At 63.2% G+C, this 24,033-nt stretch carries 21 protein-coding genes; 6 read left to right on the forward strand and 15 right to left on the reverse strand.

The window, feature by feature from the left end:
• Nucleotides 1-8 precede the first annotated feature (8 nt).
• The gene (locus tag JJB74_RS02040) at nucleotides 9-656 is read right to left on the reverse strand and encodes a YqgE/AlgH family protein (protein WP_200590161.1); all 648 of its coding nucleotides are present in this window, start codon (nucleotides 654-656) and stop codon (nucleotides 9-11) included.
• A 105-nt stretch (nucleotides 657-761) separates the two neighbouring features.
• Between JJB74_RS02040 and JJB74_RS02045 the strand changes: the two genes are divergently transcribed.
• A complete protein-coding gene (locus tag JJB74_RS02045) occupies nucleotides 762-2,240 on the forward strand; it encodes a cryptochrome/photolyase family protein (RefSeq protein WP_200590162.1) in 1,479 nt (492 codons plus the stop codon).
• A gap of 119 nt (nucleotides 2,241-2,359) precedes the next feature.
• Here the strand turns inward: JJB74_RS02045 and JJB74_RS02050 are convergent, their stop codons facing one another.
• The 6 genes from JJB74_RS02050 to JJB74_RS02075 all read right to left on the reverse strand — a co-directional run bounded on the left by JJB74_RS02050 (nucleotide 2,360) and on the right by JJB74_RS02075 (nucleotide 12,857).
• Entirely contained in the window at nucleotides 2,360-8,434 is a 6,075-nt protein-coding gene (locus JJB74_RS02050) for a hybrid sensor histidine kinase/response regulator (protein WP_200590163.1), read from the reverse strand.
• Nucleotides 8,435-8,699: 265 nt separating this feature from the next.
• Nucleotides 8,700-10,913, reverse strand: coding sequence for a methyl-accepting chemotaxis protein (locus tag JJB74_RS02055; protein ID WP_200590164.1), 2,214 nt, complete (start codon nucleotides 10,911-10,913; stop codon nucleotides 8,700-8,702).
• Nucleotides 10,914-10,965: 52 nt separating this feature from the next.
• On the reverse strand, nucleotides 10,966-11,538 hold the full coding sequence (locus tag JJB74_RS02060) for a chemotaxis protein CheW (protein ID WP_200590165.1): 573 nt from the start codon (nucleotides 11,536-11,538) through the stop codon (nucleotides 10,966-10,968).
• 11 nt (nucleotides 11,539-11,549) lie between these two features.
• A complete protein-coding gene (locus JJB74_RS02065; RefSeq protein WP_200590166.1) occupies nucleotides 11,550-11,915 on the reverse strand; it encodes a response regulator transcription factor in 366 nt (121 codons plus the stop codon).
• Nucleotides 11,916-11,937: 22 nt separating this feature from the next.
• Nucleotides 11,938-12,339: a response regulator gene (locus JJB74_RS02070; RefSeq protein WP_200590167.1), complete on the reverse strand. Its 402-nt coding sequence runs from the start codon at nucleotides 12,337-12,339 to the stop codon at nucleotides 11,938-11,940.
• Nucleotides 12,340-12,704: 365 nt separating this feature from the next.
• Nucleotides 12,705-12,857 carry a rubredoxin gene (locus JJB74_RS02075; RefSeq protein WP_200590725.1) on the reverse strand — a complete coding sequence of 51 codons (153 nt, stop codon included), beginning with the start codon at nucleotides 12,855-12,857 and terminating at the stop codon, nucleotides 12,705-12,707.
• Nucleotides 12,858-12,946: 89 nt separating this feature from the next.
• Between JJB74_RS02075 and thiD the strand changes: the two genes are divergently transcribed.
• The 4 genes from thiD to tsaD all read left to right on the forward strand — a co-directional run bounded on the left by thiD (nucleotide 12,947) and on the right by tsaD (nucleotide 16,947).
• The gene (gene thiD / locus JJB74_RS02080; protein ID WP_200590168.1) at nucleotides 12,947-13,771 is read left to right on the forward strand and encodes a bifunctional hydroxymethylpyrimidine kinase/phosphomethylpyrimidine kinase; all 825 of its coding nucleotides are present in this window, start codon (nucleotides 12,947-12,949) and stop codon (nucleotides 13,769-13,771) included.
• Between the two features lie 34 nt (nucleotides 13,772-13,805).
• The gene (hemL, locus tag JJB74_RS02085) at nucleotides 13,806-15,089 is read left to right on the forward strand and encodes a glutamate-1-semialdehyde 2,1-aminomutase (RefSeq protein ID WP_200590170.1); all 1,284 of its coding nucleotides are present in this window, start codon (nucleotides 13,806-13,808) and stop codon (nucleotides 15,087-15,089) included.
• Nucleotides 15,090-15,172: 83 nt separating this feature from the next.
• Nucleotides 15,173-15,829 carry a DUF4136 domain-containing protein gene (locus JJB74_RS02090; protein WP_200590172.1) on the forward strand — a complete coding sequence of 219 codons (657 nt, stop codon included), beginning with the start codon at nucleotides 15,173-15,175 and terminating at the stop codon, nucleotides 15,827-15,829.
• An 80-nt stretch (nucleotides 15,830-15,909) separates the two neighbouring features.
• Nucleotides 15,910-16,947: a tRNA (adenosine(37)-N6)-threonylcarbamoyltransferase complex transferase subunit TsaD gene (gene tsaD / locus JJB74_RS02095; protein ID WP_200590174.1), complete on the forward strand. Its 1,038-nt coding sequence runs from the start codon at nucleotides 15,910-15,912 to the stop codon at nucleotides 16,945-16,947.
• Between the two features lie 3 nt (nucleotides 16,948-16,950).
• Here tsaD and plsY read toward each other — a convergent pair whose 3' ends face one another.
• Together plsY and JJB74_RS02105 are read right to left on the reverse strand one after the other, a co-directional pair.
• The gene (gene plsY / locus JJB74_RS02100; RefSeq protein ID WP_200590176.1) at nucleotides 16,951-17,556 is read right to left on the reverse strand and encodes a glycerol-3-phosphate 1-O-acyltransferase PlsY; all 606 of its coding nucleotides are present in this window, start codon (nucleotides 17,554-17,556) and stop codon (nucleotides 16,951-16,953) included.
• A gap of 32 nt (nucleotides 17,557-17,588) precedes the next feature.
• Nucleotides 17,589-18,083 carry an aminoacyl-tRNA deacylase gene (locus JJB74_RS02105; protein WP_200590177.1) on the reverse strand — a complete coding sequence of 165 codons (495 nt, stop codon included), beginning with the start codon at nucleotides 18,081-18,083 and terminating at the stop codon, nucleotides 17,589-17,591.
• A 34-nt stretch (nucleotides 18,084-18,117) separates the two neighbouring features.
• Between JJB74_RS02105 and JJB74_RS02110 the strand changes: the two genes are divergently transcribed.
• Nucleotides 18,118-19,089: an endonuclease/exonuclease/phosphatase family protein gene (locus JJB74_RS02110; RefSeq protein ID WP_200590178.1), complete on the forward strand. Its 972-nt coding sequence runs from the start codon at nucleotides 18,118-18,120 to the stop codon at nucleotides 19,087-19,089.
• A 137-nt stretch (nucleotides 19,090-19,226) separates the two neighbouring features.
• On the opposite strand, the gene JJB74_RS02115 is transcribed toward JJB74_RS02110, so the two are convergent.
• From JJB74_RS02115 to JJB74_RS02140, 6 genes are all read right to left on the reverse strand, one after another.
• Entirely contained in the window at nucleotides 19,227-19,394 is a 168-nt protein-coding gene (locus tag JJB74_RS02115) for a hypothetical protein (RefSeq protein WP_200590179.1), read from the reverse strand.
• A gap of 170 nt (nucleotides 19,395-19,564) precedes the next feature.
• A complete protein-coding gene (gene xerD / locus JJB74_RS02120; RefSeq protein WP_200590180.1) occupies nucleotides 19,565-20,467 on the reverse strand; it encodes a site-specific tyrosine recombinase XerD in 903 nt (300 codons plus the stop codon).
• Complete coding sequence (locus JJB74_RS02125; RefSeq protein WP_200590181.1) at nucleotides 20,467-20,964, reverse strand: methylated-DNA--[protein]-cysteine S-methyltransferase; 498 nt, start codon at nucleotides 20,962-20,964, stop codon at nucleotides 20,467-20,469. The genes xerD and JJB74_RS02125 overlap by 1 nt, the downstream gene beginning before the upstream one ends.
• A 104-nt stretch (nucleotides 20,965-21,068) precedes the next feature.
• A complete protein-coding gene (locus JJB74_RS02130) occupies nucleotides 21,069-22,352 on the reverse strand; it encodes a TRAP transporter large permease (protein WP_200590182.1) in 1,284 nt (427 codons plus the stop codon).
• Complete coding sequence (locus tag JJB74_RS02135) at nucleotides 22,349-22,918, reverse strand: TRAP transporter small permease (RefSeq protein WP_200590183.1); 570 nt, start codon at nucleotides 22,916-22,918, stop codon at nucleotides 22,349-22,351. Before JJB74_RS02135 ends, JJB74_RS02130 begins: the two co-directional genes overlap by 4 nt.
• A 91-nt stretch (nucleotides 22,919-23,009) precedes the next feature.
• Nucleotides 23,010-24,014, reverse strand: coding sequence for a TRAP transporter substrate-binding protein (locus JJB74_RS02140; protein ID WP_200590184.1), 1,005 nt, complete (start codon nucleotides 24,012-24,014; stop codon nucleotides 23,010-23,012).
• Nucleotides 24,015-24,033: the final 19 nt, after the last annotated feature.

Raw genomic sequence — 24,033 nt, forward strand, 5'->3', positions numbered from 1 at the left:
CCGGCCTCCTACGCGTGACCGGCTTCGCCCGTCAGCATCATCGGATCGATGCCAAGCAGCTTGATGGCGGCGGCGAAGCGCTCTTCCACCGGCATGTCGAAAATGATCGCGGGATCGGCTTGCACGGTGAGCCAGCCGTTGTGGGTGATTTCCTCTTCCAGTTGCCCGGCGCTCCAGCCGGCGCAGCCCAGCGTGACCAGCAGGCGGCGCGGACCGGCGCCCGCCGCCACCGCTTCCAGCACGTCTTTCGAGGTGGTCAGCGCGATGTCTTCGGTCACTTTCATCATCGAGGAAAAATCGCCGTAGGGCGCATGCAGCACGAATCCGCGTTCAACCTGCACCGGTCCGCCAAACATCACCGGCTGGTTCGCCATCTGTCCGGCATCGATTTCCAGATCGAGGTCGATGCGTTCGAACAGCGTGTTCATCATCATGTCGGTGGGCTTGTTGATGATCACGCCTAGCGCGCCATCGGCATTGTGTTCGCACATGTAGACCACCGCGCCGCCGAACACCGGGTCCAGCATCGATGGCATGGCAATCAGGAAGTGGTTCGCCAGATGCAGGCCGCTATCGCCTTGTTCCGACACGCCGGAAGCAGCGCGACGGGCGCTGCTTCGGGAGGAACTGCCGGGTTTGTCGCTTTGCTTGGCCATAATCCGCGCATTCTAACAGTTTTGTCCCAGCCAGATGCCGATCTGGCATCATGGCAACTTTTTGAATTTCCGCGACTGGCACGCGCTCACGTGCCGCGTTTTCACATGACCGACACCACACTCGTCTGGTTCCGGCGCGATCTGCGCTCTTACGACCACGCTGCGCTGTACGAGGCGCTGACACGGGCACGCCGCGTGCATTGCGCATTCATTTTTGACCGTGAAATCCTGGATCCGTTGCAGGAGCGCGGCCTCGTCGCAGACCGTCGGGTCCATTTCATTCACCGCAGCCTGGTGGAACTCGATGCCGAATTGCGCAGAAGAGGCGGCGGCCTGATTGTGCGCTACGGCTATGCAAGAACGGAAATTCCAGCGCTCGCCGCCGAGCTTGGTGCCGACACGGTATTCGTTAACCACGACTACGAGCCGGCAGCCACCTCCCGTGATGCCGACGTCGCTGCCGCTCTCGCCGCCGATGGCAGGCAACTGCTGAGCTTCAAGGACGGGGTAATTTTCGAGAAGTCGGAGTTGCTGACCGGCGCAGGAAAACCCTACTCGGTGTTCACGCCTTACAAGAATGCCTGGATGCGGGCGATCCTGGCTGTCGCGGATCCGGTCAATGCACATCCGTCATTGCAGGCGTATCTGAGCCCGGTCGACGACGCGCGGCTCGCTCCGGCGCCGCAAGGCATGCCCAGCCTCGAGGACATGGGCTTCGTTCCGGCACCGCTGACCGAACTCGGCATCGAGCCCGGCATGTCGGGAGCGCAGGCGCTGCTCGAGGGTTTTCTCGACCGCATCGCCGATTACGATGTCGCACGCAACTTCCCCAGCCGCCCTGGCACTTCGCACATGTCGGTGCACCTGCGTTTCGGCACGGTCTCGGTACGCGCGCTGGTGCGGCGTGCGCTGGAGGCCATGCATAACGGCACCGGCGGCAGCGGCGCGGCGGTCTGGCTGTCCGAGCTCATCTGGCGCGATTTCTATTTCATGATCCTGCATCACCATCCGCATGTGGCCGAGCGCGCCTTCAAGCCGGAGTACGACCGGATCGCCTGGGAAAGCGGCCAGCAGGCCGAGGACAGGTTCGACGCATGGTGCCGCGGCGCAACCGGCTATCCGCTGGTGGATGCAGCGATGCGGCAACTGAACGAAACCGGCTTCATGCACAACCGCCTGCGCATGGTGACGGCGAGTTTCCTGATCAAGGATCTGGGCATCGATTACCGCTGGGGCGAGCGTTATTTCGCCGAACGCCTGAACGATTTCGACCTCGCGGCCAACAATGGCGGCTGGCAGTGGGCGGCGTCGTCCGGCTGCGATGCACAACCCTATTTCCGCATCTTCAACCCGGTGACGCAGTCGGAACGCTTTGACCCCGACGGCAGCTTCATTCGCCGCTGGCTGCCGCAGCTGTCGCGCCTGTCGGCCAGGGACATCCACGCGCCCTGGCTGGCGCCGCAGACGCGGCTGCGTGAGGCGGGCATCGTGCTGGGCGCAAACTATCCGGAACCGGTCGTCATGCATGACGAAGCCCGTGAGCGCACGCAACAGCGTTATCTTGTGATCAGAAAGACAGCGTAATTCCGCTTAGCGACGGTGCAGCGCGAATAAGGGGCACGGCCCGCGTTCAGACCGATAGGTTCTGAACGCGGGCCGTGCCCTTTCCGGTGAAAGACGGTTCGACTTCCTCGTGTCCGGACTCAGGTCACGGAACGCGTGCCGCTGACGAATCCCGACAGAAGACGCAGCAATTCCTGATCCTGATACGGCTTGCCGAGATACTCGTTCACGCCAAGCTCCATCGCCAGACTGCGGTGCTTGGTCGCGGTGCGCGACGTGATCATGATGATGGGAACATGCCGGGTACGCGCATCGCTGCGCACATTGCGGGTCAGATCGAAACCATCCATGCGCGGCATTTCGATATCGACCAGCATCACATCCGGCGTCACCGACTGCAATTGCTCGAGCGCGTCGACGCCATCCTTGGCCAGCAGCACCTGGTAGCCTTCGCGGACAAGTAAGCGTTGCGTGACGCGACGCACCGTCAGCGAATCGTCGACGACCATGACAGTCGGCTGGCTGCGCGGCGCTGCTTCGGCTGACACGGCTTCGGCCAGCGCCGTCAGCGCATCAGCAGCGCCTGGCGGGAGCTGCATGCGCCGCTGCACACCGGCCAGACGCTGGGCAAGAGGCAAGGGATCGATGATGAGCACGATATCGCCCGAACCGAGCACGGTGGCGCCGGCAACGCCGGCCATGCGCGCCAGTTGCGGCCCGATGTTCTTGACCACGACTTCGCGGTTGCCGAGCACTTCATCGACATGCACCGCCAGGCGTTCCTCGCCGCGGCGCAGGATCAGCACCGGCGAGTACTGCTGGCTCAGCGGCGCGGCATGCTCGATGCCGAGCAGCTCGGACAGGTAGTACAGCGGCACACGCTGGCCCTGCCACTGGATCGCGCCCTCGGCATAGGCAGTTGCCAGGGCGCCGGCCTTGAGCTGCTGGACCTGCTCCACCAGCACCGAAGGCAGCGCGTAGACATTGCCACCGGTGGAAAGCAGCACTACCTGCGTGACCGCCAGCGTCAGCGGCAGGCGCACGATGAAGCAGCTGCCCTTGCCGGCTTCGGTTTCGATATCGATGCGGCCGCCGAGCGATGCGGCTTCGGAACGGACCACGTCCATGCCTACGCCGCGCCCGGCGAGCTCGGTGACTTCGTCAGCGGTGGAAAATCCGGGTTGAAAGATCAGCTCGCGCACCTCGGCATCAGACAGTTCCTCGCCGTCGTGCAACAAACCCGCCTGCCGCGCCCGCTGCAGGATGCGCCGGGTATCGAGGCCACGGCCGTCGTCGGACAGGCGGATGACGACTTCATTGCCTTCCTGGCGAATATCGATCAGCAGTTCGCCAACCTCGGCTTTGCCTGCCGCGCTGCGTTCAGCGCGCGCTTCAATGCCGTGGACAACCGCGTTGCGCAACAGATGTTCGAAGGGCCCGACCATCTTTTCCAGCACTCCACGGTCGACCTCGACAGCACCGCCGTGGATGTCCAGATTGATGCGCTTGTCGGATTCCTTCGCCGCCTGGCGGGCGACCCGGAACAGGCGTTCCGCCACGCTGTTGAATTGCACCATGCGCACGCGCATCAGATCCTGCTGCAGATCGCGGGTCAGCCGCGCCTGATGCTGCAGGTTGTCGGCCACGCCATCGATGCCACGCGTCAGTCCCTGCTGTACCGAGACGACGTCGCTGACCGTCTCGGCCATCATGCGCGTGAGCTCCTGCAGCCGGGTGAAGCGGTCGAATTCGAGCGGATCGAAGCCGCGCTCGGCGGACTGCGCCATCTGCGAAGACATCTGGCTTTCGGCCTGGATTTCCACTTCGCGCAACTGCGCGCGCAGGCGTTCGACGTTTTCAGTCAGTTCCGACAGCGACTGCTGCATGCCGGTGATTTCGCTTTCGACGCGCGATCGGGAAATCGACACCTCGCCCGCGCCATTGACCAGACGATCGAGGATGTCGGCGCGCACCCGCACCAGCGGCGTACTCGTCGCCTGGGCCGGCGTCGCGTTTTCCGCGGCAGCGATGCCCGCCTCGCTGCCGGCTGGCACGGCGGGTGCCGGCTGCGCAGCACCGGGATCGCGCAGGGCGTCGAACAATTGCAGACCGAGATCGAAACGGCCGAGCAGGTCGTCGATGGCCGCCACGGCTGGAGCGCCGCTCACGGTCATTTGCTCGATGCGGCTTTCCAGCTCGTGCATGTGCTGGCCGAAACGCATCGCGCCGGCCATGCGCGCGCTACCCTTGATCGTATGCAGCAGACGCATCAGCGCATGCGCGTTTTCCAAAGCCGACGGATGCGCCTGCCATGCGCGCAGCGAAGCCTGTATCTGCGGCAGCAGGTCGTTGGCTTCCTCCAGGAACACCGGCAGCAAATCTGCATCGAGCTCATCGCGCGGCATGCGCGTCGTATCGATGGCTGTAGCCGGCACCGGCTCTGCCACCGATGCGGCGTCTGAGCCTGTGAGTTCGGTCGGCGCGCCCGGCATAGCGCCGAGTGCTGGCTGGTGAACGTCGGCATCATCCATTGCGGCTTGTGCCGCATGAACAGGCACGGTAGAACGCAAGTCTCCCACGCCAGCCTGCGCGCGATGGATGAGATCCTGCCGGATGCGCTCCAGCATGCGCGCCGCCTCCGGCTCGCCAGGCGGCATGTCGCCAAGCGCAAAGGTTTGCAGCATGGCCTTCAGGCGCTCCAGCACCGCATCGATCGCATCGAATTCCTCGGGCAGAAGCGGCGTCGGCTTGCGGTCCGCTGCCTGCAGCAGCTTTTCCAGCGCATAGGCGACCTCGTGCAGCGAGGCGAAGCCGACGGTGGCAGAACTGCCGGCCAGAGAATGCGCGGCGTGCACGGCGGCAGTATTGACCTTGCGCTGCGCCTCGTGCCGCCATTCGGACATGTCCTGCACCAGCAGGCGCAGCAGCTCGTCGGTTTCCGCCAGATAGATATTGTGCAGCGGAACGCTGATCTCGATATCGCCGATGCGCTTGATGCTGTCGTCGATCTTCGCTTCCAGCGCATGCACCGGTGGGAAATCGATGATGTGTGCGCGTTGCGGCTCGGGTGGAGCTGCGACTTCTTCCTCATGCAACATTGCGGCTTCGGCTTCGGCTTCGGCTTCGGCTTCGGCTTCGGCTTCGGCTTCGGCTTCGGCTTCGGCTTCGGCTTCGGCTTCGGCTTCGGCTTCGGCAGCAATGGTGGCGCTGAGCTCCTCGCGGGGCAAGCTGCTCAGGCCGTCCGGCAAGGAATCATCGAGATCGAGACCTTCCGCGGGCAGCGCGCCCGCATCCAGCGTGTCTGGTGTCGTGCCTTCGAATGATGGGATCGCGACGCCTTGGAGGTCGGCATCGGAAGGCGATGCCATGTCGGCCGTTGCAGCGTCCATCGGCTCGGCAGCCATATTGTCGGACTCAGGCAAAGGCTCCAGGACGATATCCTGCCACTCGGCAGTCTCGTTACCATCGATGGCCGGCGTTGTGTCGAATTCCATCGCCAGCGTTTCGTGCTGGGCGCTCAGGTCCGAGAGATCGAAGGAATCGGGCTGAGCAGGTGGTTCGGACAGCGGCGGGAAATCGGACAGTTCAAAAGTATCAAACGCCGATGGCGGCGCGAGCGCGTCGGCGGCAACGTGCAAGTCAGGCTCGAGGTCTGGCAAAGCAGGCGCCTGTGGCTCGCGCGTTACGTCGAGGGCTTCCTCGCCGGCTGCGATGCCTGGCATTGCCGACGCGGACTCTGCGCTGGCATCAGCCTTGATCGCCGTCGGTTCCAGAGGTTCTCCATCGCGCACCCTTTCGGCAGCGGCATGCAAATCGGCCGCACGGCGACGCGACACGCCATGCTCACGCAAATCGCGTACCCAGTCACCGAGCTCATCATGAGCGCGCCGCAGGAGGCGCAGCAGGTCTGGCGATGCAGGCGCATTGTCGGCCAGGAACAGGTTCAGCGTTTTCTCGACGCCCCATGCTGCTTCGCCGAACTCGGTGAGGCCCACCATGCGACTGCTTCCCTTCAAGGTATGGAAGCAACGCCGCGTCGTGGTCATGTGCTCCTGAGCCGCGGAATGGGCGCTCAACAGCGGCAGGGTCTGGTCGACGCATTCGAGCAGCTCGACGGCTTCAGAAAGGAAAATATCGAGCAATTCGGCATCGATCGCTTCGACATCCGGTTCAGGCGCAGGCTCGGACTGTAGAGCGCTCGAGTCATCTGTGACGATCGGCGGCTCGTGAAGGTCTAGCCCCTGTTCCGGTTCAGGCGTCGTCGGAACCGGCGCTGCCGGCGCTGCGATGGTTTCCGTTACCGCGCTCGCCTCAGCCAGCATCTTTGCGGGGCTTGCATCCGCGCTGGGGCCTTCCGTCATACCGCTGTCCGCCACATGCTCGGCGGCCGCGCCTGGCAAATCGGCAAATCCGCTCTCTTCCTCTACGACATTGGCTTCCGCGGTAGCTTCTTCCTCGGTCCACGGCGCGACAGGAATTTCCACCGGCGCAGATGATTCGGTGCGAGCCTGAAACAGGCCCGAAACCGGATCGAACACGAAACGCGAACGGGCATTCGCGCTATCCGATTGCAAGCCCTCGATGAACAGACTGAGCGCGCCAATATTGCGGGCAACCTGCTGGAATTCCGGCCGGCCCGGTTCACCTTCGAAATCGGGTGCCGCGAACGCGGCGACCTGCGTGCGCACATAGCGCACTGCACTGGCGGCATCGTTCATTTCGAGCACTGCCAGCGCTCCTTCCACCTGATAGAGCACGCTGTCCACCGGCGCCAGCACGGTGCGCTTGGCGCAGTTGCTGAAAAATTCGTCCAGCATTTTTTCAGCCTGGGTCAGATTGGCGCGGATTTCCGTCACCAGTGCGGCCAGGCTTTCGCGCTGTTGCTCGCGCTCGGACATACTGTCGAGCCAGTCGGCCGCCGCTTGCGGCTCCTTGCCGGCGGCCAGCGCACGCAACCGGGATGACATCGTGTCCACACGCGCGCTGAATTCCTCATCAATGCGGCCGCGTCGGAGCGCGTTTTCCACGAACAGCAGGCCAGCCGCGGTCTCGAGTGCGAGCCGGTCGTCGGGCGGCGTTTGCTGCGCCTGTCTGGAGATGGCATCGAGTTCGGCGAGAAGGCCGGAGAGCACGCCACCCTTCAGGTTTCGGGCAACGCCGCCCAGATCAGCAAGGTGCCGTGCGAACGCGGCAGCAGCGCCGGGTTCGCCGTTGGCCAGCTTGTCCCAACTCGACTTTGCTTCCGCAAGGTAACCGCGCGCGACCGCCAAAGCGGCCGCGTCGGCATGACCATAGCGTGGCGTCTCGATATCGGCCAGCTGCACCAGCTGGAGCCCATAGACTTCGCGTATGCGCTGCAGCAGTGGCGACGGCAGCTCGACACAGGCAATGTAGAACAAGGCATCGCGCAGCAGACGCTCGCGCACTTCCACCGGCGTTTCGCCAGGCTTGCGCATTACCAGGTTGATGCGACCGAACAGTTGCTTGACATCGACGCCCGCCTTGACAGCGCCCCCGGCAACAGCCGATGTGAAACCATGCAGTACCCACCAGAATGCGCGCTGCTGCGGCGCGGTCGCCAAATGGCATTGCGCTTCCAGCACCTGGGACATTGCCGTCGCGGCATCGCGTTCAGCTGCGGGGTCAGCACTCTTGAGAAAACCGAGCAGCGTGCGCTCGAAACGCTGGCGCAGGCTTGCCGCATCGGCCGGCGCCACATCAGCTGGTGGCTCGGGCAGCCGCGGCAGCACCGCGAGATTGGGGAAATACAGTTCGCTGGGATGGATGCGGGCGACGCCACGCGCCGACTGCAGCGCGCGGTAATACGGATACAGCAGCAGAGGTTGCGGCTGTGCCGTGGTCAGCAGCTCTTCCAGATATTCGATGACGGCTTCGCAAGCCGCGACGATGGCCGCCGCCATGCCGGCATCCGGCAGAACACTGCCGTCGGCAACCCGTTTGCACAGGTCCTCGGCAGCGTCGGTGACCAGGCTGACGCCGGCGATATCAACGATCTGCAAGGCGCCATGCGCCTGGTGCAGCAATTCCGCCGCCCCACGCCAGTTGTCCGGTGCGGCAACGGCAGACTCCCCGGAAGAGGCTTTGAGCAGCTCGATCGCGCGCCCCAGGGTTTGCCGCAACTCTTCCATGATCCAGGACAACGGCCCCGTATCGAACTGCTCAGGAATGCCCGGGACGGAAGAATCAAATGTCATGACTGCCTCATGGGTTCAAAAAACGGCCGCGGACCATGCATCCGTCGCCGGCCGCGATTGCAACTGCTTATCGCCTGTGCATCCGGTGTGGCACGCTCGTCCGCTTCGCGCCTGTAATGCTGCCCGAAAGAAGATGCCCGACCATCGGCTTGCAAGTCGCGCCGCAAGTCCGGCTCGCTGCGGGAGCTTCGTGCCCGCGCATGCATCCATACATGGCTGCGTCAGTGCGCTGTTCGTCCGCGGATTCGTTCAGGCCTAGCATGGTTCAGGCAATACGGAAACGCGATACCGAACTCTTCAGTTCGTCGGCCAGACGGGACAGCTCGCGAATCGAATGCGCGGTTTGCTGCGTGCCTTCCTGCGTGTGTTCCGTTGCGCTCAGAATGTTCTGAATGTTTTCAGCAACGCCACTGGCCGAACGCGCCTCGCGCTCGGTTACCGCGGAGATTTCCTGGATCAGTTCGGCAAGCTGGTTCGACACGCGGCGGATATCGTGCAGCGCCGTGCCGGCCGCGTCCGAAAGCTTCGCGCCTTCCACCACGCCCTGGGTCGACTTTTCCATTGCGGCGACGGCGTCATGGGTATCGGTCTGAATCGTGCGCACCAGCGCACCGATCTGCTTGGTTGCCGCGGCGGAGCGTTCGGCGAGCCGCTGCACCTCTTCCGCAACCACCGAAAAGCCCCGCCCCGCTTCGCCAGCCGAAGCCGCCTGGATCGCGGCATTCAGGGCCAGCACGTTGGTCTGCTCGGTAATATCCGAAATCAGTTCGGTGATCTCACCGATTTCCTGCGACGATTCGCCAAGGCGCTTGATCCGCTTCGAGGTTTCCTGAATCTGCTCGCGAATTTCATTCATGCCCTTGATCGCGTTTTCCACCGCGCGCGAACCTTCCTCCGCAGCGCTCACCGACTGGCGCGCCACTTCGGCCGATTCGCTGGCGGAGCGCGATACATCGGTAATCTGCGTCGCCATCTGCAGCACCGCCTGGCCGGTTTCGCGGATTTCGCGCGATTGCCGCTGCGAGGCTTCCAGCAGTTCGCTGGAAATGTTTTGTGCAGCATCGGAGGCGGCGGTCACCTGCTCCGCGGTTTGCGTCACCCTGCCAACAAGACCACGCAGCTCTTCGACCGTATAGTTCAGCGAGTCGGCGATGGCGCCGGTAATGTCCTCGGACACGGTTGCCTGCACGGTCAGATCGCCGTCGGCCACTTCCTGCAGTTCGTTCATCAGACGCAGAATCGCTGCCTGGTTGCGGTCATTGGAGCGCTTGGCTTCTTCTTCCTGACGCTGTGCTTCGAGACGCTGGGTATCCGCTTCTTCACGACGTAGATCTGCTTCGCGGGCGCGGCCGCGGCTGTCTTCCAGCAGCACCACTGCGATGCCGGCCGCGGAAAGCAGTGCGGTCAGCGCGAACACCATCATGGTCCAGAAGGTCCAGCCTACCGATTCTTCCTGCTCGCGGTAAGCGCGCTGCAGCGCGGTGAGCTTGTCGCGCAGGGCTTCATTCTGGGTGAAGATCAGTTGTTCAGCCTGCTTGGCGGCGATGAAGTTCTGCAGGTTGCCAAGGATGCCGGCAACGGACTTTTGATATTCGGCAAAGTCCTTTTGCAGCTCAAGCAGCTTGTCGCGCACGTCCGGCTCGCGCGTCGGCGACAGTCGCATCACGTCATTGCCGTTCAAAAAGCCTTCGATCAGGTCGCGGAAAGTATTCGTATCCTTGCCGAGCAGGAAAGCGGTCTCGGGATTCACGCCTTCCGAGGTCAGGAATTCATTGGCGCTGCGGCCCAGGCGTTGCGTCAACATGACCAGCTGGCCCGCCGCGGCAATCTCGCGCGGCGTCGCGCCGCCCTGTGCTTTCAGCGTGGAGATCTGTTCCGTGAGTTCGAGCAGCGTCGGCGACAGCGTATTGAGCTTTTGCAGCGTCGTGCCAAAGCCGGACAATTCCTTCTCATGCTTCAGGATGGTTTCGGCCGCCTTGTCGGATGCCGCCCAGGCGCGCCGCGCGTCCACCAGCTTCGCGGCGATCTCACCCGAAGCGGCCGGAATGCTGCGCTCCTGGTAGGAACCGCCGCTGGCCAGCACTCCCAGTTGCGCGTTCATTTCGCGCCGGCTGTCGGCGAGCTGAACGAAGGCCGCAGTGTTGCCCTGGATGGCGTTCGGCGTTGCCTTGCCGAGACGCTGCGAGTGCATCAGCGCATTACCGGCAATCTGTGTCTGCAGCGAGTTGGTGCTCGAGGTTCTGGCATTGAGCCAGACGCTCAGCGAACCCAGCAGCAGCGATGCGCCAAGCACGGCGAGCAGTACGCGCATCTGCTGCGGAACCGGCATCCTGCCGAGGATAGGCAGTTCGAATTTGCGCTGCCGCCACGAGCCGTCGACTGCTGCGGCATCCGGTTCGGCCTGAGCGGATGTGGCAGCGTCAGACTCTTTGGTACGTAAATTTCTCAGCCTGCCTAGGAAGGCCAGATTGAATGCCATGCGGGGTCTCCTGAAGCGAAGAACGGTATTTTCTGGCGTGACCGCACGCGGGTCACAAGCCTATGTGCAGAAACCGAGAATCCTTGGTAACGAGGGATAGATCGAGTTCCTTCCAGAGTTGCGATTCTTCATCGAGGAACTGTCGCGCCAGCCATGCAGGAGTATCGGCAGACGACTCGCAATTCTTTAACGTCATGTCGTCGCTGCTGCGCAAACCGAGGACCCGGGACACGAGGAGGCCGCAATTGAAACCGAGCGGGGGCGCGAGCGCGATGATGCGGCTGTCACGATCGATGACGGTGGGCGCTCCACCGCAGAAGCGGGCGAAATCGATGACGCCGATCAGATTGCCGCGCACATTGGACAGACCGAGATACCAGTCCTGCGTAAGCGGCACTGGCGTGATGCCGCCCACGGTCATGATTTCGCCAGCCTGCTTCAAGTCCAGCAGCCAGCGTTGTTCGCCGATCTGGACGCCGAGATGATTGCGCTTGTTGCCGGCGCCGCGCTGCACCGCCTGCATGCGCTCAACGAGATTTGCCTGAAAATCACGCAACCGGGCGCGGCGCCCTTCCCTGATGCCGCTGTCATTGCGTGTGGAGGGATCCTGGGCTGCTTGTACCATGGCAGGACCGTTCAGCCCAGCGCGGCGATCTTCGCCAGCAATTCCTGCGCATCGACGGGCTTGACGATGTAATCGCGTGCGCCTTGCCGCAAGCCCCAGATGCGGTCAGTCTCCTGGCCCTTGCTGGTGCAGATGATGATCGGCACATCCTGGGTTTCGGGATTGCGCGACAGCGCCCGGGTAACCTGAAAGCCGTTCTGACCGGGCATGACGACATCCATCAGGATCAGCTGCGGACGGTCCGCCTTCACCTTCAACAGCGCTTCCTCGCCGCTTTCGGCGGTGGAGACGGAGAAGCCGTTCTTGATCAGGATGTCTGACAGGAAGTAGCGTTCGGTGGGCGAATCGTCGACTACCAGAATTTTTTGTATGGCCATCGCAGGAACCTTGGAAGATGCGTCACCGGGAAGCTGCTTGCGCGGTATGTTCGCGAACCGTCCGCAGCAGACTGTCCTTGGTGAACGGCTTGGTGAGATAGGCATTGGAACCAACCATCGCGCCTCGCGCTCGGTCGAACAAACCATCCTTGGAAGACAGCATGACAACCGGGGTATGCCGGAAACGCGAGCTCTTCCTGATCAGGGCGCAGGTTTGATAGCCATCCAGGCGCGGCATCAGGATGTCGCAAAAGATGAGGTCGGGATGATGATCGTTCATCTTGGCCAAGGCATCGAAGCCGTCCTCGGCCAATACAATCTGGTAACCCGCCTGACCAAGAAAGATCTCTGCTGATCGCCGTATCGTGCTGCTGTCATCGATCACCATGATCTTCAGTGCAGCGTTTTCGGTTGAGGTTGTCATGACGCCATCCGGTTGAACCCGCCTACTATACGGGCCAATCATGACGAAAAGCAAGATCGTTAAATTGGGGAAACCCCAGGCATGAGTCGATCACGTCGCATTTACGCGAATGCTTGATAAATTGTTACGAGAATCGTGGCGATAATCGATTTTGTGGAGTGCTCGACAGCGCGGTGGAGAACCGCATGAGCGAATCGGGATGGAGAAGGCGATAGGCGAGGGAGAACAGGATCGGGCACGGACTTCACGAAGTGCATCATTGCGCTGCCGCGACCGGCCCGGATACCTGCCGAGCCGTGGACCGCAACCGTAACCGCGTACGGTGAACATGCGGCCCCAGCGATCAGCGTGACTTCAACTACCGGTCAGACCGCGACCATTTCAAAATCTTCCTTGCGCGCGCCGCATTCCGGGCAGGTCCAGTTCATCGGTACATCTTCCCAGCGGGTGCCCGGCGCGATGCCTTCCTCGGGCAAACCTTCGGCTTCGTCATAGATCCAGCCGCAAATCAGGCACATCCAGGTTTTGTAGACGGTCGTTGCTTCATTGCTCACGGTGTACTGCCCTTCAAGTAGAATGCAAAGTCGCTTATGTTAATCCAGTCGCTGTGCAAAACCAAACTTCTCCCCTTGTCCTGAGCATCAATCTGACCGATCCGGTTGGCGCGGTGGGCATACAGGCCGACCTCGCCTCCTTCGCCGCGATGGGCTGCCATGGCCTGTCGGTGGTGACGGCAATCGCCATCGGCGACACGGCCAGGATCGAAGATACGCAGCTCATCGATGCCGACTGGGTGGCGGACCAGGCCCGCGTGCTGCTGGAAGACATGCCGGTGGCCGCCTTCAAGGTTGGCCATCTCGGCAGCGTCGAAGTCGTCTCGGCGATTGCCGAAATCGTCTCCGATTACCCTGATGTGCCGCTGGTGCTGGACCCGTTCGCCAGCGCGATGCCGCATGCCGGCCATGACAGCGAGGACATGCTGCTGGCCATGCGCGAACTGCTGGTGCCGCAGTCCACGCTGCTGCTCCTGTCCGCGCATGAGCTCACCCGCTTCGGCGAGACCTGGCGCGAAGCCTCGGCGCGTGACCTCCTCACGCAGGACGCGATACACCTGGTCGATCTCGGTTGCCGCTATGTGCTGGTTACCGGGACGCCGACCGCAGCCGGAGAAGTCGCCAACAGCCTGTTCAACGAGTCCGGGCGGCTGCGCCACGACAGCTGGCCACGCCTGGGCGCTGCCTACAACGGCGCCGGCAGCACCCTGTCGGCGGCGATTGCGGCCATGCTGGCAAACGGCCTGGACGTGCCCGAAGCCGCGCTCGAAGCCCAGGAATTCCTGAATGCCGCGCTGGCCAATGCGCGTCGCATGGGCATGGGCAAGCTCATTCCCGACCGCCTGTTCTGGGCGCGCGACGCCGACGACGCCAGCTGAGCCTTTGTAACCTCCCCTTTCGATTGCCAAAGCCATGACTTCCAATAACGAGATCCTGTTCGAGCGCGCGCAGCGCAGCACTCCCGGCGGCGTGAATTCTCCGGTGCGCGCCTTCCGCTCCGTCGGCGGCACGCCGCGCTTCATCACGCGCGCCGAAGGCCCGTATTTCTGGGATGCCGACAATCGGCGCTACACCGACTACATCGGCTCCTGGGGCCCGGCCATCGTCGGCCATGCGCATCCGGAAGTCGTGCGCGCGGTGCAGGAAGCGGCGGCGCGCGGATTGTCCTTCGGCGCGCCGACCGAAGGCGAAATCGAGATGGCCGAAACCCTCTGCCGCCTGGTGCCGTCGCTGGAACAGGTGCGCCTGGTGTCCTCGGGCACCGAAGCAGCGATGAGCGCGCTGCGCCTGGCGCGCGGCGCCACCGGGCGCGACCTGGTGATCAAGTTCGAGGGCTGCTATCACGGCCATGCCGACTCGCTGCTGGTCAAGGCGGGCAGCGGTCTGCTTACCTTCGGCAATCCGACTTCGTCCGGCGTGCCGGAAGATTTTGCCCGGCACACGATGGTGCTGGACTACAACGACAGCCAGGCGCTGGAAGACGCGTTCGCGCGCGTCGGCGAGCGCATCGCCTGCGTGATCGTCGAGCCGGTAGCCGGCAACATGAACCTGCTGCCGGCCACGCCGGAATTCCTGCAGACGATGCGCCGGCTGTGCAGCGCACACGGCGCGATCCTGATCTTCGATGAAGTGATGTCGGGTTTTCGCGTCGCGCTCGGCGGCGCGCAGTCGCTGTACGGCATCACGCCGGACATCACGGTGCTGGGCAAGGTCATCGGCGGCGGTCTGCCGGTGGCGGCCTTTGGCGGACGCAAGGACATCATGCGTCATCTCGCACCGGAAGGCGGCGTCTACCAGGCCGGCACGCTGTCCGGCAACCCGGTCGCGGTGGCGGCCGGCATGACCACGCTGAAGCTGGTGCAGACGCCGGGCTTCTATGAAGACCTGGGCGCGCGCACCACAAGACTGGCGAACGGTTTGTCGCAGGCCGCGAAGGAGACCGGCGTGGCGTTTTCCGCCGCTTCGGTCGGCGGCATGTTCGGCCTCTACTTCGCCGAGAAAGTGCCGCAGAACTATGCGCAGATGATGGCTTGCGACAAGGCGCGCTTCAACGCCTTCTTCCACGCGATGCTGGACGAAGGCGTGTATCTCGCGCCGTCGGCCTTCGAGGCCGGTTTTGTGTCTGCGCAGCATACGGACGAAGTGATCGACGCCACCATCGCCGCCGCGCGCCAGGCCTTCGAAGCGACGAAGTAGCCGTCCTGCGGTTGCGTTCGGCCGCCATCAATGCGCCGCGCGCGGCGCGGCGGCAGAATGGCGGCATTGACGATGGATGAACCATGCATGCCGCTCCCTACCCGATGCTGCGCCGCATCCTCTTTCTTCTGAGCGTGCTCGCCAGCCTGCTGCTGGCGGGATGCGCAACGCGTGTCATCGTGCGCAGCGAAGTCGTTGCCCATCACACGCAGCCGTTTGCAGCCGCCGGCCAGAGTTATGCCTACGCGCCGACCGAACAGCAGCGCGCCGATCCCGAATACCTACATGTCACGAGCCTGGTTGCCGAGCAACTGCAACGCCTGGGCTTTGTACGCGCTGATCCGGCCCAGCTGCGGATCACCCTCGACTACCATTCCACCGCGCGCGATGTACGCGTCGTCGAGTCACAGCTCGTCGACCCCTGGTATGGCAGCCCGTGGTACGGACCGCCCTGGGGCCCCTTCGGATTTGCGCCGTACTACGCCGATCCGATGTGGCGCGGACCGCCGATAACGGTGCCAGTCGAGCGCCGCTTCATCGTGTACAGGCGCGAGCTGAAGATCACGATGCTGCGCCCGGGCGATACCCAACCGGTCTACGAGGTCACGGTGCGCAGCGAAGGCGGCGATCCATCGCTCGCCGCGGTGATGCCGGCCATGGTCCGCAGCGCATTCGCCGACTTCCCCGGCCCGAGCGGCGTGCCGCGCGTGGTGGACATGCCGCGCGATGCGCAGCCCTGATCGCTGACCGGGTACGCCAGTACCCGGCAAGCAGGAACCCCTTCCCTTACAATGTGCGCTTTTCCCGCTTCGCCCTCCTCATGATCGTTCTCGGCATTGAATCCTCCTGCGATGAAACCGGCCTCGCGCTGTACGACACCGAACGCGGACTTCTCGCGCATGCGCTGCATTCGCAGGTCGCCATGCATGAGCAATACGGCGGCGTGGTGCCGGAACTGGCCTCGCGCGACCATATCCGCCGCGTGCTGCCGCTGCTGGAAACCGTGCTCGAGCAAGCCGGCATCGCCCGCAGCGATGTCGATGCGATTGCCTATACCCAGGGCCCGGGCCTGGCCGGCGCCTTGCTGGTCGGTGCATCGATCGCCTGCAGCCTGGGACTGGCGCTGGACAAGCCGGTGCTCGGCGTGCATCACCTCGAAGGCCATCTGCTGTCGCCGCTGCTGGCGAGCTCGCCGCCGGAATTCCCGTTCGTCGCACTGCTGGTGTCGGGCGGTCATACGCAGCTGATGCGGGTCGATGGCGTCGGCAGCTATGCGCTGCTCGGCGAAACTGTGGACGATGCCGCCGGCGAAGCCTTCGATAAATCGGCCAAGCTGCTTGGCCTCGGCTATCCGGGCGGCCCGGCGATTTCGCGCCTGGCCGAGTTCGGCAATCCCGGCGCCTTTACCTTGCCGCGGCCGATGCTGCATTCGAAGAATCTGAATTTCAGCTTTTCCGGGCTGAAGACCGCGGTGCTGACGCTGGTGAAGAACAATGCCGCCAATATTTGCGAACAAGGCCGCGCCGATATCGCGCGCGCTTTTGTTGAAGCGATCGTCGAGGTGCTGACCGCGAAATGCCTGGCGGCGCTGAAGGAAACCGGATTGAAGCGGCTGGTGATCGCCGGCGGCGTCGGCGCGAACCGCCAGCTGCGCGACGCGCTGAATGAAGCCGCGGCAAGGAAACGCTTCCGGGTGTTCTATCCGGAGCTGGAATTCTGCACCGACAACGGCGCGATGATCGCATTCGCCGGCGCTATGCGGCTGCAGGCGCAGCCGGATGCGGCCAAGCGCGAATACGGCTTCAATGTGCGGCCGCGCTGGCCGCTGGAAGAATTGCGTATTCCGAGTGGGACTTAAGCTTCACTTTTTCTTCGAGCCGATCCGGCTTTCCTTGCCGGCCAGAAGATTGCCGATATTCTTGCCGTGCCGGTAGATCAGCAGCGCGCTCATCGCGACGATGGCCAGCAGGATCGCATCGACGCCGAACAGCAGCGCGTAATAAAACGGTGCGAACACGCTCGCCACCAGCGCCGCCAGCGAGGAATAGCGAAACGCGTAGGCAACGATCAGCCAGGTGGCCAGCGTGGCCAGTCCCAGCCAGGGATTGATGCCGAGCAGCACGCCCAGCGCCGTGGCCACGCCCTTGCCGCCGACAAAGCGGAAGAACACCGGCCACAGATGGCCGAGAAATACCGCGATCGCCACCAGCGCGATGCCGCCCTCCTCCAGTCCGTATTGCGGTCCGAAGCGCACCGCCAGCCATACCGCCAGCCAGCCCTTGGCGCAGTCACCGATCAGGGTGGCAATGGCCGCCTTCTTGTTGCCGCTGCGCAGCACATTGGTCGCGCCCGGATTCTTCGAGCCGTAAGTACGCGGGTCGGCCAGGCCGAACAGTTTGCTGGCCACCACCGCGAACGAGATCGAACCGATCAGGTAGGCGGCAATGGCGAAGAGAATGGTAGTCATCGAGGTTCGTGTGTGAGGAATACGGGGGACGCTTATTGTCCGGGCAGCGCGCAGGAAACGAGGGTCACCGGCAGGATGGACGGCAGCAGTTTCGGGTCGATGCCAACCAGGAAGCCGCGCCGCCCGCCGTTGATGTAGATGCGATCGAGATCGAGAATGCTCTTCTCGGCATAAACCGGCATCGCGCGCCTGGTGCCGAATGGCGAGGTGCCGCCGACGAGATAGCCGGAATGCCGCTGCGCCACCTCGGGCGTGCAGGGTTCGACCGATTTGCAGCCGATCTGGCGCGCCAGGTTCTTGGTCGAGACCTTGCAGTCGCCGTGCATCAGCACGACCAGCGGCTTGGCCGCTTCGTCCTGCATGATCAGAGTCTTGATGACCCGGTGCTCCTCCACGCCGAGCTCGCGCGAGGAAACCGCGGTGCCGCCATGTTCTTCGTACTGGTACGGATGCTCCGAGAAAATCACCCGCTGACGACGCAGATACTGCGTGGCCGGCGTCTCGGATATATGCTCTTTCCTGCTCATGCGTTGGGATTCGTCGAAAAAAAGGTCACGTATTATGCAACAGGAAATCCGCTTCGCCACTTTCAATGTCTGCAACCTGGCGCTGCCTGGGGTGCGCTACTACGACGGCATCGAACCCTACACCGACGAGGAATACGATCTGCGCATCGCCTGGCTGGCGCAGCAGCTGGACCGGCTCGACGCCGACGTAATCGGCCTGCAGGAAGTGTTTTCGGCGGCGGCGTTGCGCGATACGCTGGCCAAGACCCGGCACTACCGCGATGCCTGGCATGTTTGTGAAGACGCCCGGCAGCCCGACGGCAAACCGGCGCCGGGCGTGGCGCTCATCAGCCGGCTTCGGATCGACGATGCCGAATACCACCGTCTCCTCCCCGGTGAAAACGAATTTCTGCTACCGCAACGCAATGAACCCGTCGCCGGCTTCACCCGGCCGGTTCTGCGCGCACGGCTGATGCTGACGCCGACGCGCGCGCTGCATCTGTTCGTGCTGCACCTGAAATCGCAGCGGCCGGATTATATCGATGACTCTGGCGGCGCAACGGCCGATGCGGTGGCGCTGGCCATGCTGCGTTCGCTGATGCGGCGCGGCATTGATGCCTGGGGCGTGCGCAGGCTGATTGCCGAGACGCTGGCGCGCGAGGCGGCGCCAGTGATGGTGATGGGCGACTTCAATGACAGCGCCGATGCGGTGACCACGCGTATTGCCATGGCCGGCGCGGCCGATAGCGGCGAAGCATGGCTGCGGCATTGCAGCCGCCTGGTCGGCAGGCGTGATCCGCTGCGGGATACCGGTTACACGCACATCCACGCCGGCCGCCACGACAGCATCGATCATGTGCTGGTATCGCAGGAATTCGATCCGGCTGCGGAAAATGCGATTGCCGAAGCAATCGAGGTCGGCTACCTGAATGACCACCTGTCCGTGCCCACGCCCGGCGCGTCTGACCACGGCGCGGTGCTGGTGCGAGTGCGATTGAAGGCGGATGCGGCTGATCCCGGGGCGTAGGTCGGGCTGCAAGCCCGACACGAACTCTGCTCGCCCGTCGACCGCCGCGGAATGCGGTATTACCTGACTTGCGAGACGCCAAACCGGAAGCCTGTAATTGATCGAGCTTAACGTCGGGCATCCTTCGTCAGCCCGACCTACGGCGGCTCGGTCTGCGCATCATGTTCGACCGGCGGCGGCAAGCCGCCGTCCTCGTCGCCAGGAGTTGACACGCGCTCCTGCTTGCGTTTGAGCTTCTCTTCCTTTTTCTTTTTCTTCTCGAGTTCCTTCTGCCGCTTCTCATACTGGTAATTCGGTTTCACCACGACGTGTTCTCCGGGACGAGCTGCGATAGGGAAATTCCAGCAATCAAGATAAGGGCCTTTCGCTTTGGCCGATATTCGATATGCCGAGGCATGCTAGCACGCACTTCCGCGCGGCGGCGTGATCGAACGCCAGAGATCGAAGGAAACCCTGTCCGCCCGAGCGCCGTGGCTTATCCGCGCGGATGATGCCTGGCGTGAATGACCTTCAACCGTTCACGCGCCACGTGCGTATAGATTTGCGTGGTTGAAATATCGGCATGACCGAGCAGCAACTGCACCACGCGCAGATCGGCGCCGTGGTTCAGCAAATGGGTGGCGAAAGCATGTCGCATCGTGTGCGGCGACAGCGGCGCGGTAATGCCGGCCTTTAACGCATGCTTCTTGATCAGCACCCAGAACATCTGCCGCGTCATCGCGCTGCCGCGGCCGGTGACGAACAGCGCATCGTCCACCGCGCCATTCAGGATCACGCCGCGCGCCTCGCGCAGATAACGTTCGATCCAGGCGCGCGCCTCGTCGCCGAAGGGCACCAGCCGCGTCTTGCTGCCCTTGCCGGTGATGCGCAGCACGCCTTCGTTCATGCCGACTTCCAGCGTCTTCAGCGTCACCAGTTCGGACACGCGCAAGCCGCTGGCATACATCAGCTCGAGCATGGTGCGGTCGCGCAGTCCCAGCGGCGTGGTCACATCGGGCGCGGCCAGCAGCGCCTCGACCTGCGCCTCTGACAGGGTTTTCGGAAAGCGCGGCGGCTGGCGCGCCGACTTCATGCGCAGGCAGGGGTCGACCGTGATGCGGCGCTGGCGCAGCGCCATGCCGTAATAACGTTTCAGGGCTGCCAGGCGTCGGTTGGCCGAGGTGGCGCGGCTGTCCTCATGCCGCGCGGCGAAGTAGGCCGCCAGATCCGGCGCACCGGCGGCATCGATTTCCTTGCCGTGCTCCTCGGCGAGCCACTGCGCAAACAGCGACAGGTCGCGCCGATAGGCATCGAGCGTGTTTTTCGCCAGACCGTCTTCCAGCCACAGCGTGTCGCAGAAGATGTCGATCTGCGACTGGCTTTTCGCGAGCGCTTCCATCAATAGCCCCGCACGCCTTCATGCGCCAGCAGCCAGCGCTTGACGCCGAGATGGAAGCCATCCGCTTCATCGCTGTTGGCAAAGCCGCCGAGGCCGCCGGCGGCCAGCACGCGGTGGCAGGGAATGACCATCGGAAACCAGTTCGCGCCGCAGGCCTGGCCGACCGCGCGCGGCGCCGAGCGAAGGTGCTTGGCGACTTCGCCATAGGTCAGCGTTTCGCCGCGCGGTATGGCGGAAATCGTTTGCCAGACGCGCTGCTGAAACGCGGTGCCGGCCGCGGCCAGCGGCAGATCGAAGCGAAAACCAGGATCGGCGAAATACGCCTGCAGCTGCTCGTCGACGCGCCGGCACAAGGCATCGGTCGGCGCGGCAAGCGGATACGAAGACGGCAGATAGACCAGCTCTTTCAACTGGTCGCCTGCGATGCGCATGCCCACGGCGCCAAAGGGCGCGGGCACGACGGCATCGAACAGGGAGGGAATCGGTTTGGCGGGCATGGCGGCAAGCATAAGCAAAAAGGCCGTTGCCCGCCATGGGCAACGGCCTGCTAAAACAAAGGATCAGCAGCCTGCGCCGCTGAGGAAGGCGCAGCCTGCCGGCTTCAGCCGCCGTACAGCATCCTCGGCAGCCACAGCGAGATTTCCGGCACGTAGGTCACCAAACCGAGGAAGGCCAGCATCGTCAGCAGCCACGGCATCACCGCCACGGTCAGTTCGGTAATGCCCATCTTCGTGATGCCCGAGGCGACGTACAGGTTCAGGCCCACCGGCGGATGGCACATGCCGACTTCCATGTTCACCACCATCATGATGCCGAAGTGCACCGGATCGATGCCGAGCTGGGTCGCGACCGGGAACAGGATAGGCGCCATGATCAGCACGATCGACGACGGCTCCATCACATTGCCGGCCACCAGCAGCAGGACGTTCACCACCAGCAGGAAGCTCACCGTGCCGAAGCCCTGGCCCATGATCCAGCCGGCCATCGTCTGCGGAATGTTTTCCGAAGTCATCAGGTAGGAGAACAGCACCGCGTTGGTGATGATGTACAAGAGCATCGCCGACATCGACGCCGAATCCAGCAGCACCTTCGGAATCTGCTTCAGGCTCAGGTCCTTGTAGACGAACACCGCGATGATGAACGCATATACCGCCGACATCGCTGCCGCCTCGGTCGGCGTAAACACGCCGGTATAGATGCCGCCCATCACGATGACGATCAGCAGCAGGCCCCAGACGCTCTTGCGGAACGCGGTGAAGCGCTCGGCCCAGGTCGCCCGCTTCATGCGCGGATAGTTGAATTTCTTCGCGCGATACCAGGTGGTGAAGCCGAGGAAGAAGGCCAGCATCAGGCCCGGGATCACGCCGGCCATGAACAGCTTGCCGACCGAGGTATTGGTGGAGACCGAGTACATCACCATCACAATCGATGGCGGGATCAGGATACCCAAAGCGCCCGAAGTGGTGATCACACCGGCGCCGAAGCCCTTCGGATAACCCTGCCGCACCATGGCCGGCATGATGATCGAGCCGATCGCCACCACCGTGGCCGGGCTCGAACCCGAGACCGCGGCGAACAGCGCGCAGGCCAAAACGCCGGCCAGCGCCAGGCCGCCATGCCAGTGGCCGACCATGGAGGTGGCGAAATTGATCATGCGTCTGGCCACGCCGCCATGGGTCAGGAAATTGCCGGCCAGGATGAAGAACGGGATCGCCATGATCTCGAAGTTTTCCAGGCCGGTGAACAGCTTCAGCGCCACCGACTGCACCGGGACGTGGGTCATCGTGAACAGGAAGCTCAACACCGTCAGACCGAGCGCGATCGAAATCGGCATGCCGGTCAGCATGAGCACGATGAGCAAAACGAAGATGATGAGGGCGTTCATACTTTGGCTCCCGAAATGTCTTCGGCGGCCGGATCCAGGCCCTCGACGTGGGCATGGTCATGCTTGGGCAGTTCGCCGGTGCGGATGAAGGACCAGGCGACCTGGAGGAAGCGGAAACACATCAGGTAGGAGCCGAGCGGAATGGCGGCATAGACCATCCACATCGGCAGCTCCATGACTTCCGACACGCTGCTGGTATGGCTGAGCTCATAGATGAAATTCGCGCCCAGCGTACCGACGATGCCGGTAAACAGCGCGCCAGCGAACAGGCCAATGACCACGAAGCGGCGGTACCACTCGGTATTCATGCGATTGATGATCACGTCGACGCCGACGTGGATGCCGGTACGCACGCCGTAAGCGGCGCCGAACTTGGCCATCCACACGAACATGTAGATGGTCAGCTCCTGCGCCCAGCTCATGTTGATGGCGATGAGTTCGTCCTGCAGCCAGGGTATCGGCAAGCCGGACAGATAGCGGTGCACGACCGCGATAAAGACGACGATGGTCGCCGCGCCCATCAGGGTGGCGATGAGCCACTCCTCAAGATGGTCCAGAAATTTCATGATGTCTCCCAGGATGGGATCGCGCGAAGCGCACTGAAAAACCCGCGCCGTCAGTAACGGGCGGGCTCAGCGCTTCATGGTTGCGCGATGATTATTTATAACCGGCTGCCGCGGCTTCCTTGTTGACCGCGTCGATGGTCTCTTTACCGATACGGCTTTCCATCTGCTTCTGCACCGGCAGCAGCGCTTTACGCCATTCCGCCTTTTCCTTGTCGTTCAGGGTGTAGATCGTGGTCTTGCCCGAGGCTTTCACCGCGGCCATGGCCTTGTCGTTCTCTTCCTTGGCGATCTGGTTGTTGTACTTGGTGGCTTCCTTCATCGCGCCGTCGAGCTCGCTGCGGATGTCCGCCGGCAGGCCGTCCCAGAACTTCTTGTTGACGATGACCGCATAGCCCAGATAGCCGTGGTCGGAAACGGTCACGTCCTTCTGCACTTCATGCATCTTCTGGGTGTAGAGGTTGGACGGCGGATTCTCGGTGCCGTCGACCACGCCGGTCTGCAGTGCCTGGTAGACCTCGGAGAAGGCCATCACCTGCGGATTGGCGCCCAGCGCGCGCATCTGCGCATCGAGCACCTTGGACGACTGGATGCGCATCTTCAGGCCGCGGAAGTCGGAAGGCTGGTGCAGCGGCTTGTTGGCCGACATCACCTTGAAGCCATTGTCCCAATAGGCCAGGCCGGTGATGCCCTTCGGCTCGAGCTTCTGGAACAGCTGCTTGCCGACCGGACCTTCGGTGACGCGGTACAGCACTTCCTTGTTCGGGAAGATGTACGGCAGATCGAAGACTTCGAATTCCTTCACGCCGAGCGGGCCGAACTTGGCCAGCGAGGGCGCGAGCATCTGCACCGCGCCGAGCTGCAGCGCTTCCATTTCTTCCTTGTCCTTGTACAGCGTGCTGTTCGGGTAGACTTCCACCTTCACGCGGCCCTTGGTCGCCTTCTCGGCCAACTCCTTGAATTTCTCGGCGGCCTTGCCTTTCGGCGTATCCGTCGCGACGACGTGGCTGAACTTGATGATGATCGGGGCCTGGGCAAATGCCGGACCGGAAACGATGGCCGCGGCGGCCAGGGCAAAGCAAAGCGATTTCAGCTTCATTGATATCTCCATAGGACGG

This window comes from Noviherbaspirillum pedocola (assembly GCF_016632335.1).
Classification (GTDB): domain Bacteria; phylum Pseudomonadota; class Gammaproteobacteria; order Burkholderiales; family Burkholderiaceae_D; genus Noviherbaspirillum_A; species Noviherbaspirillum_A pedocola.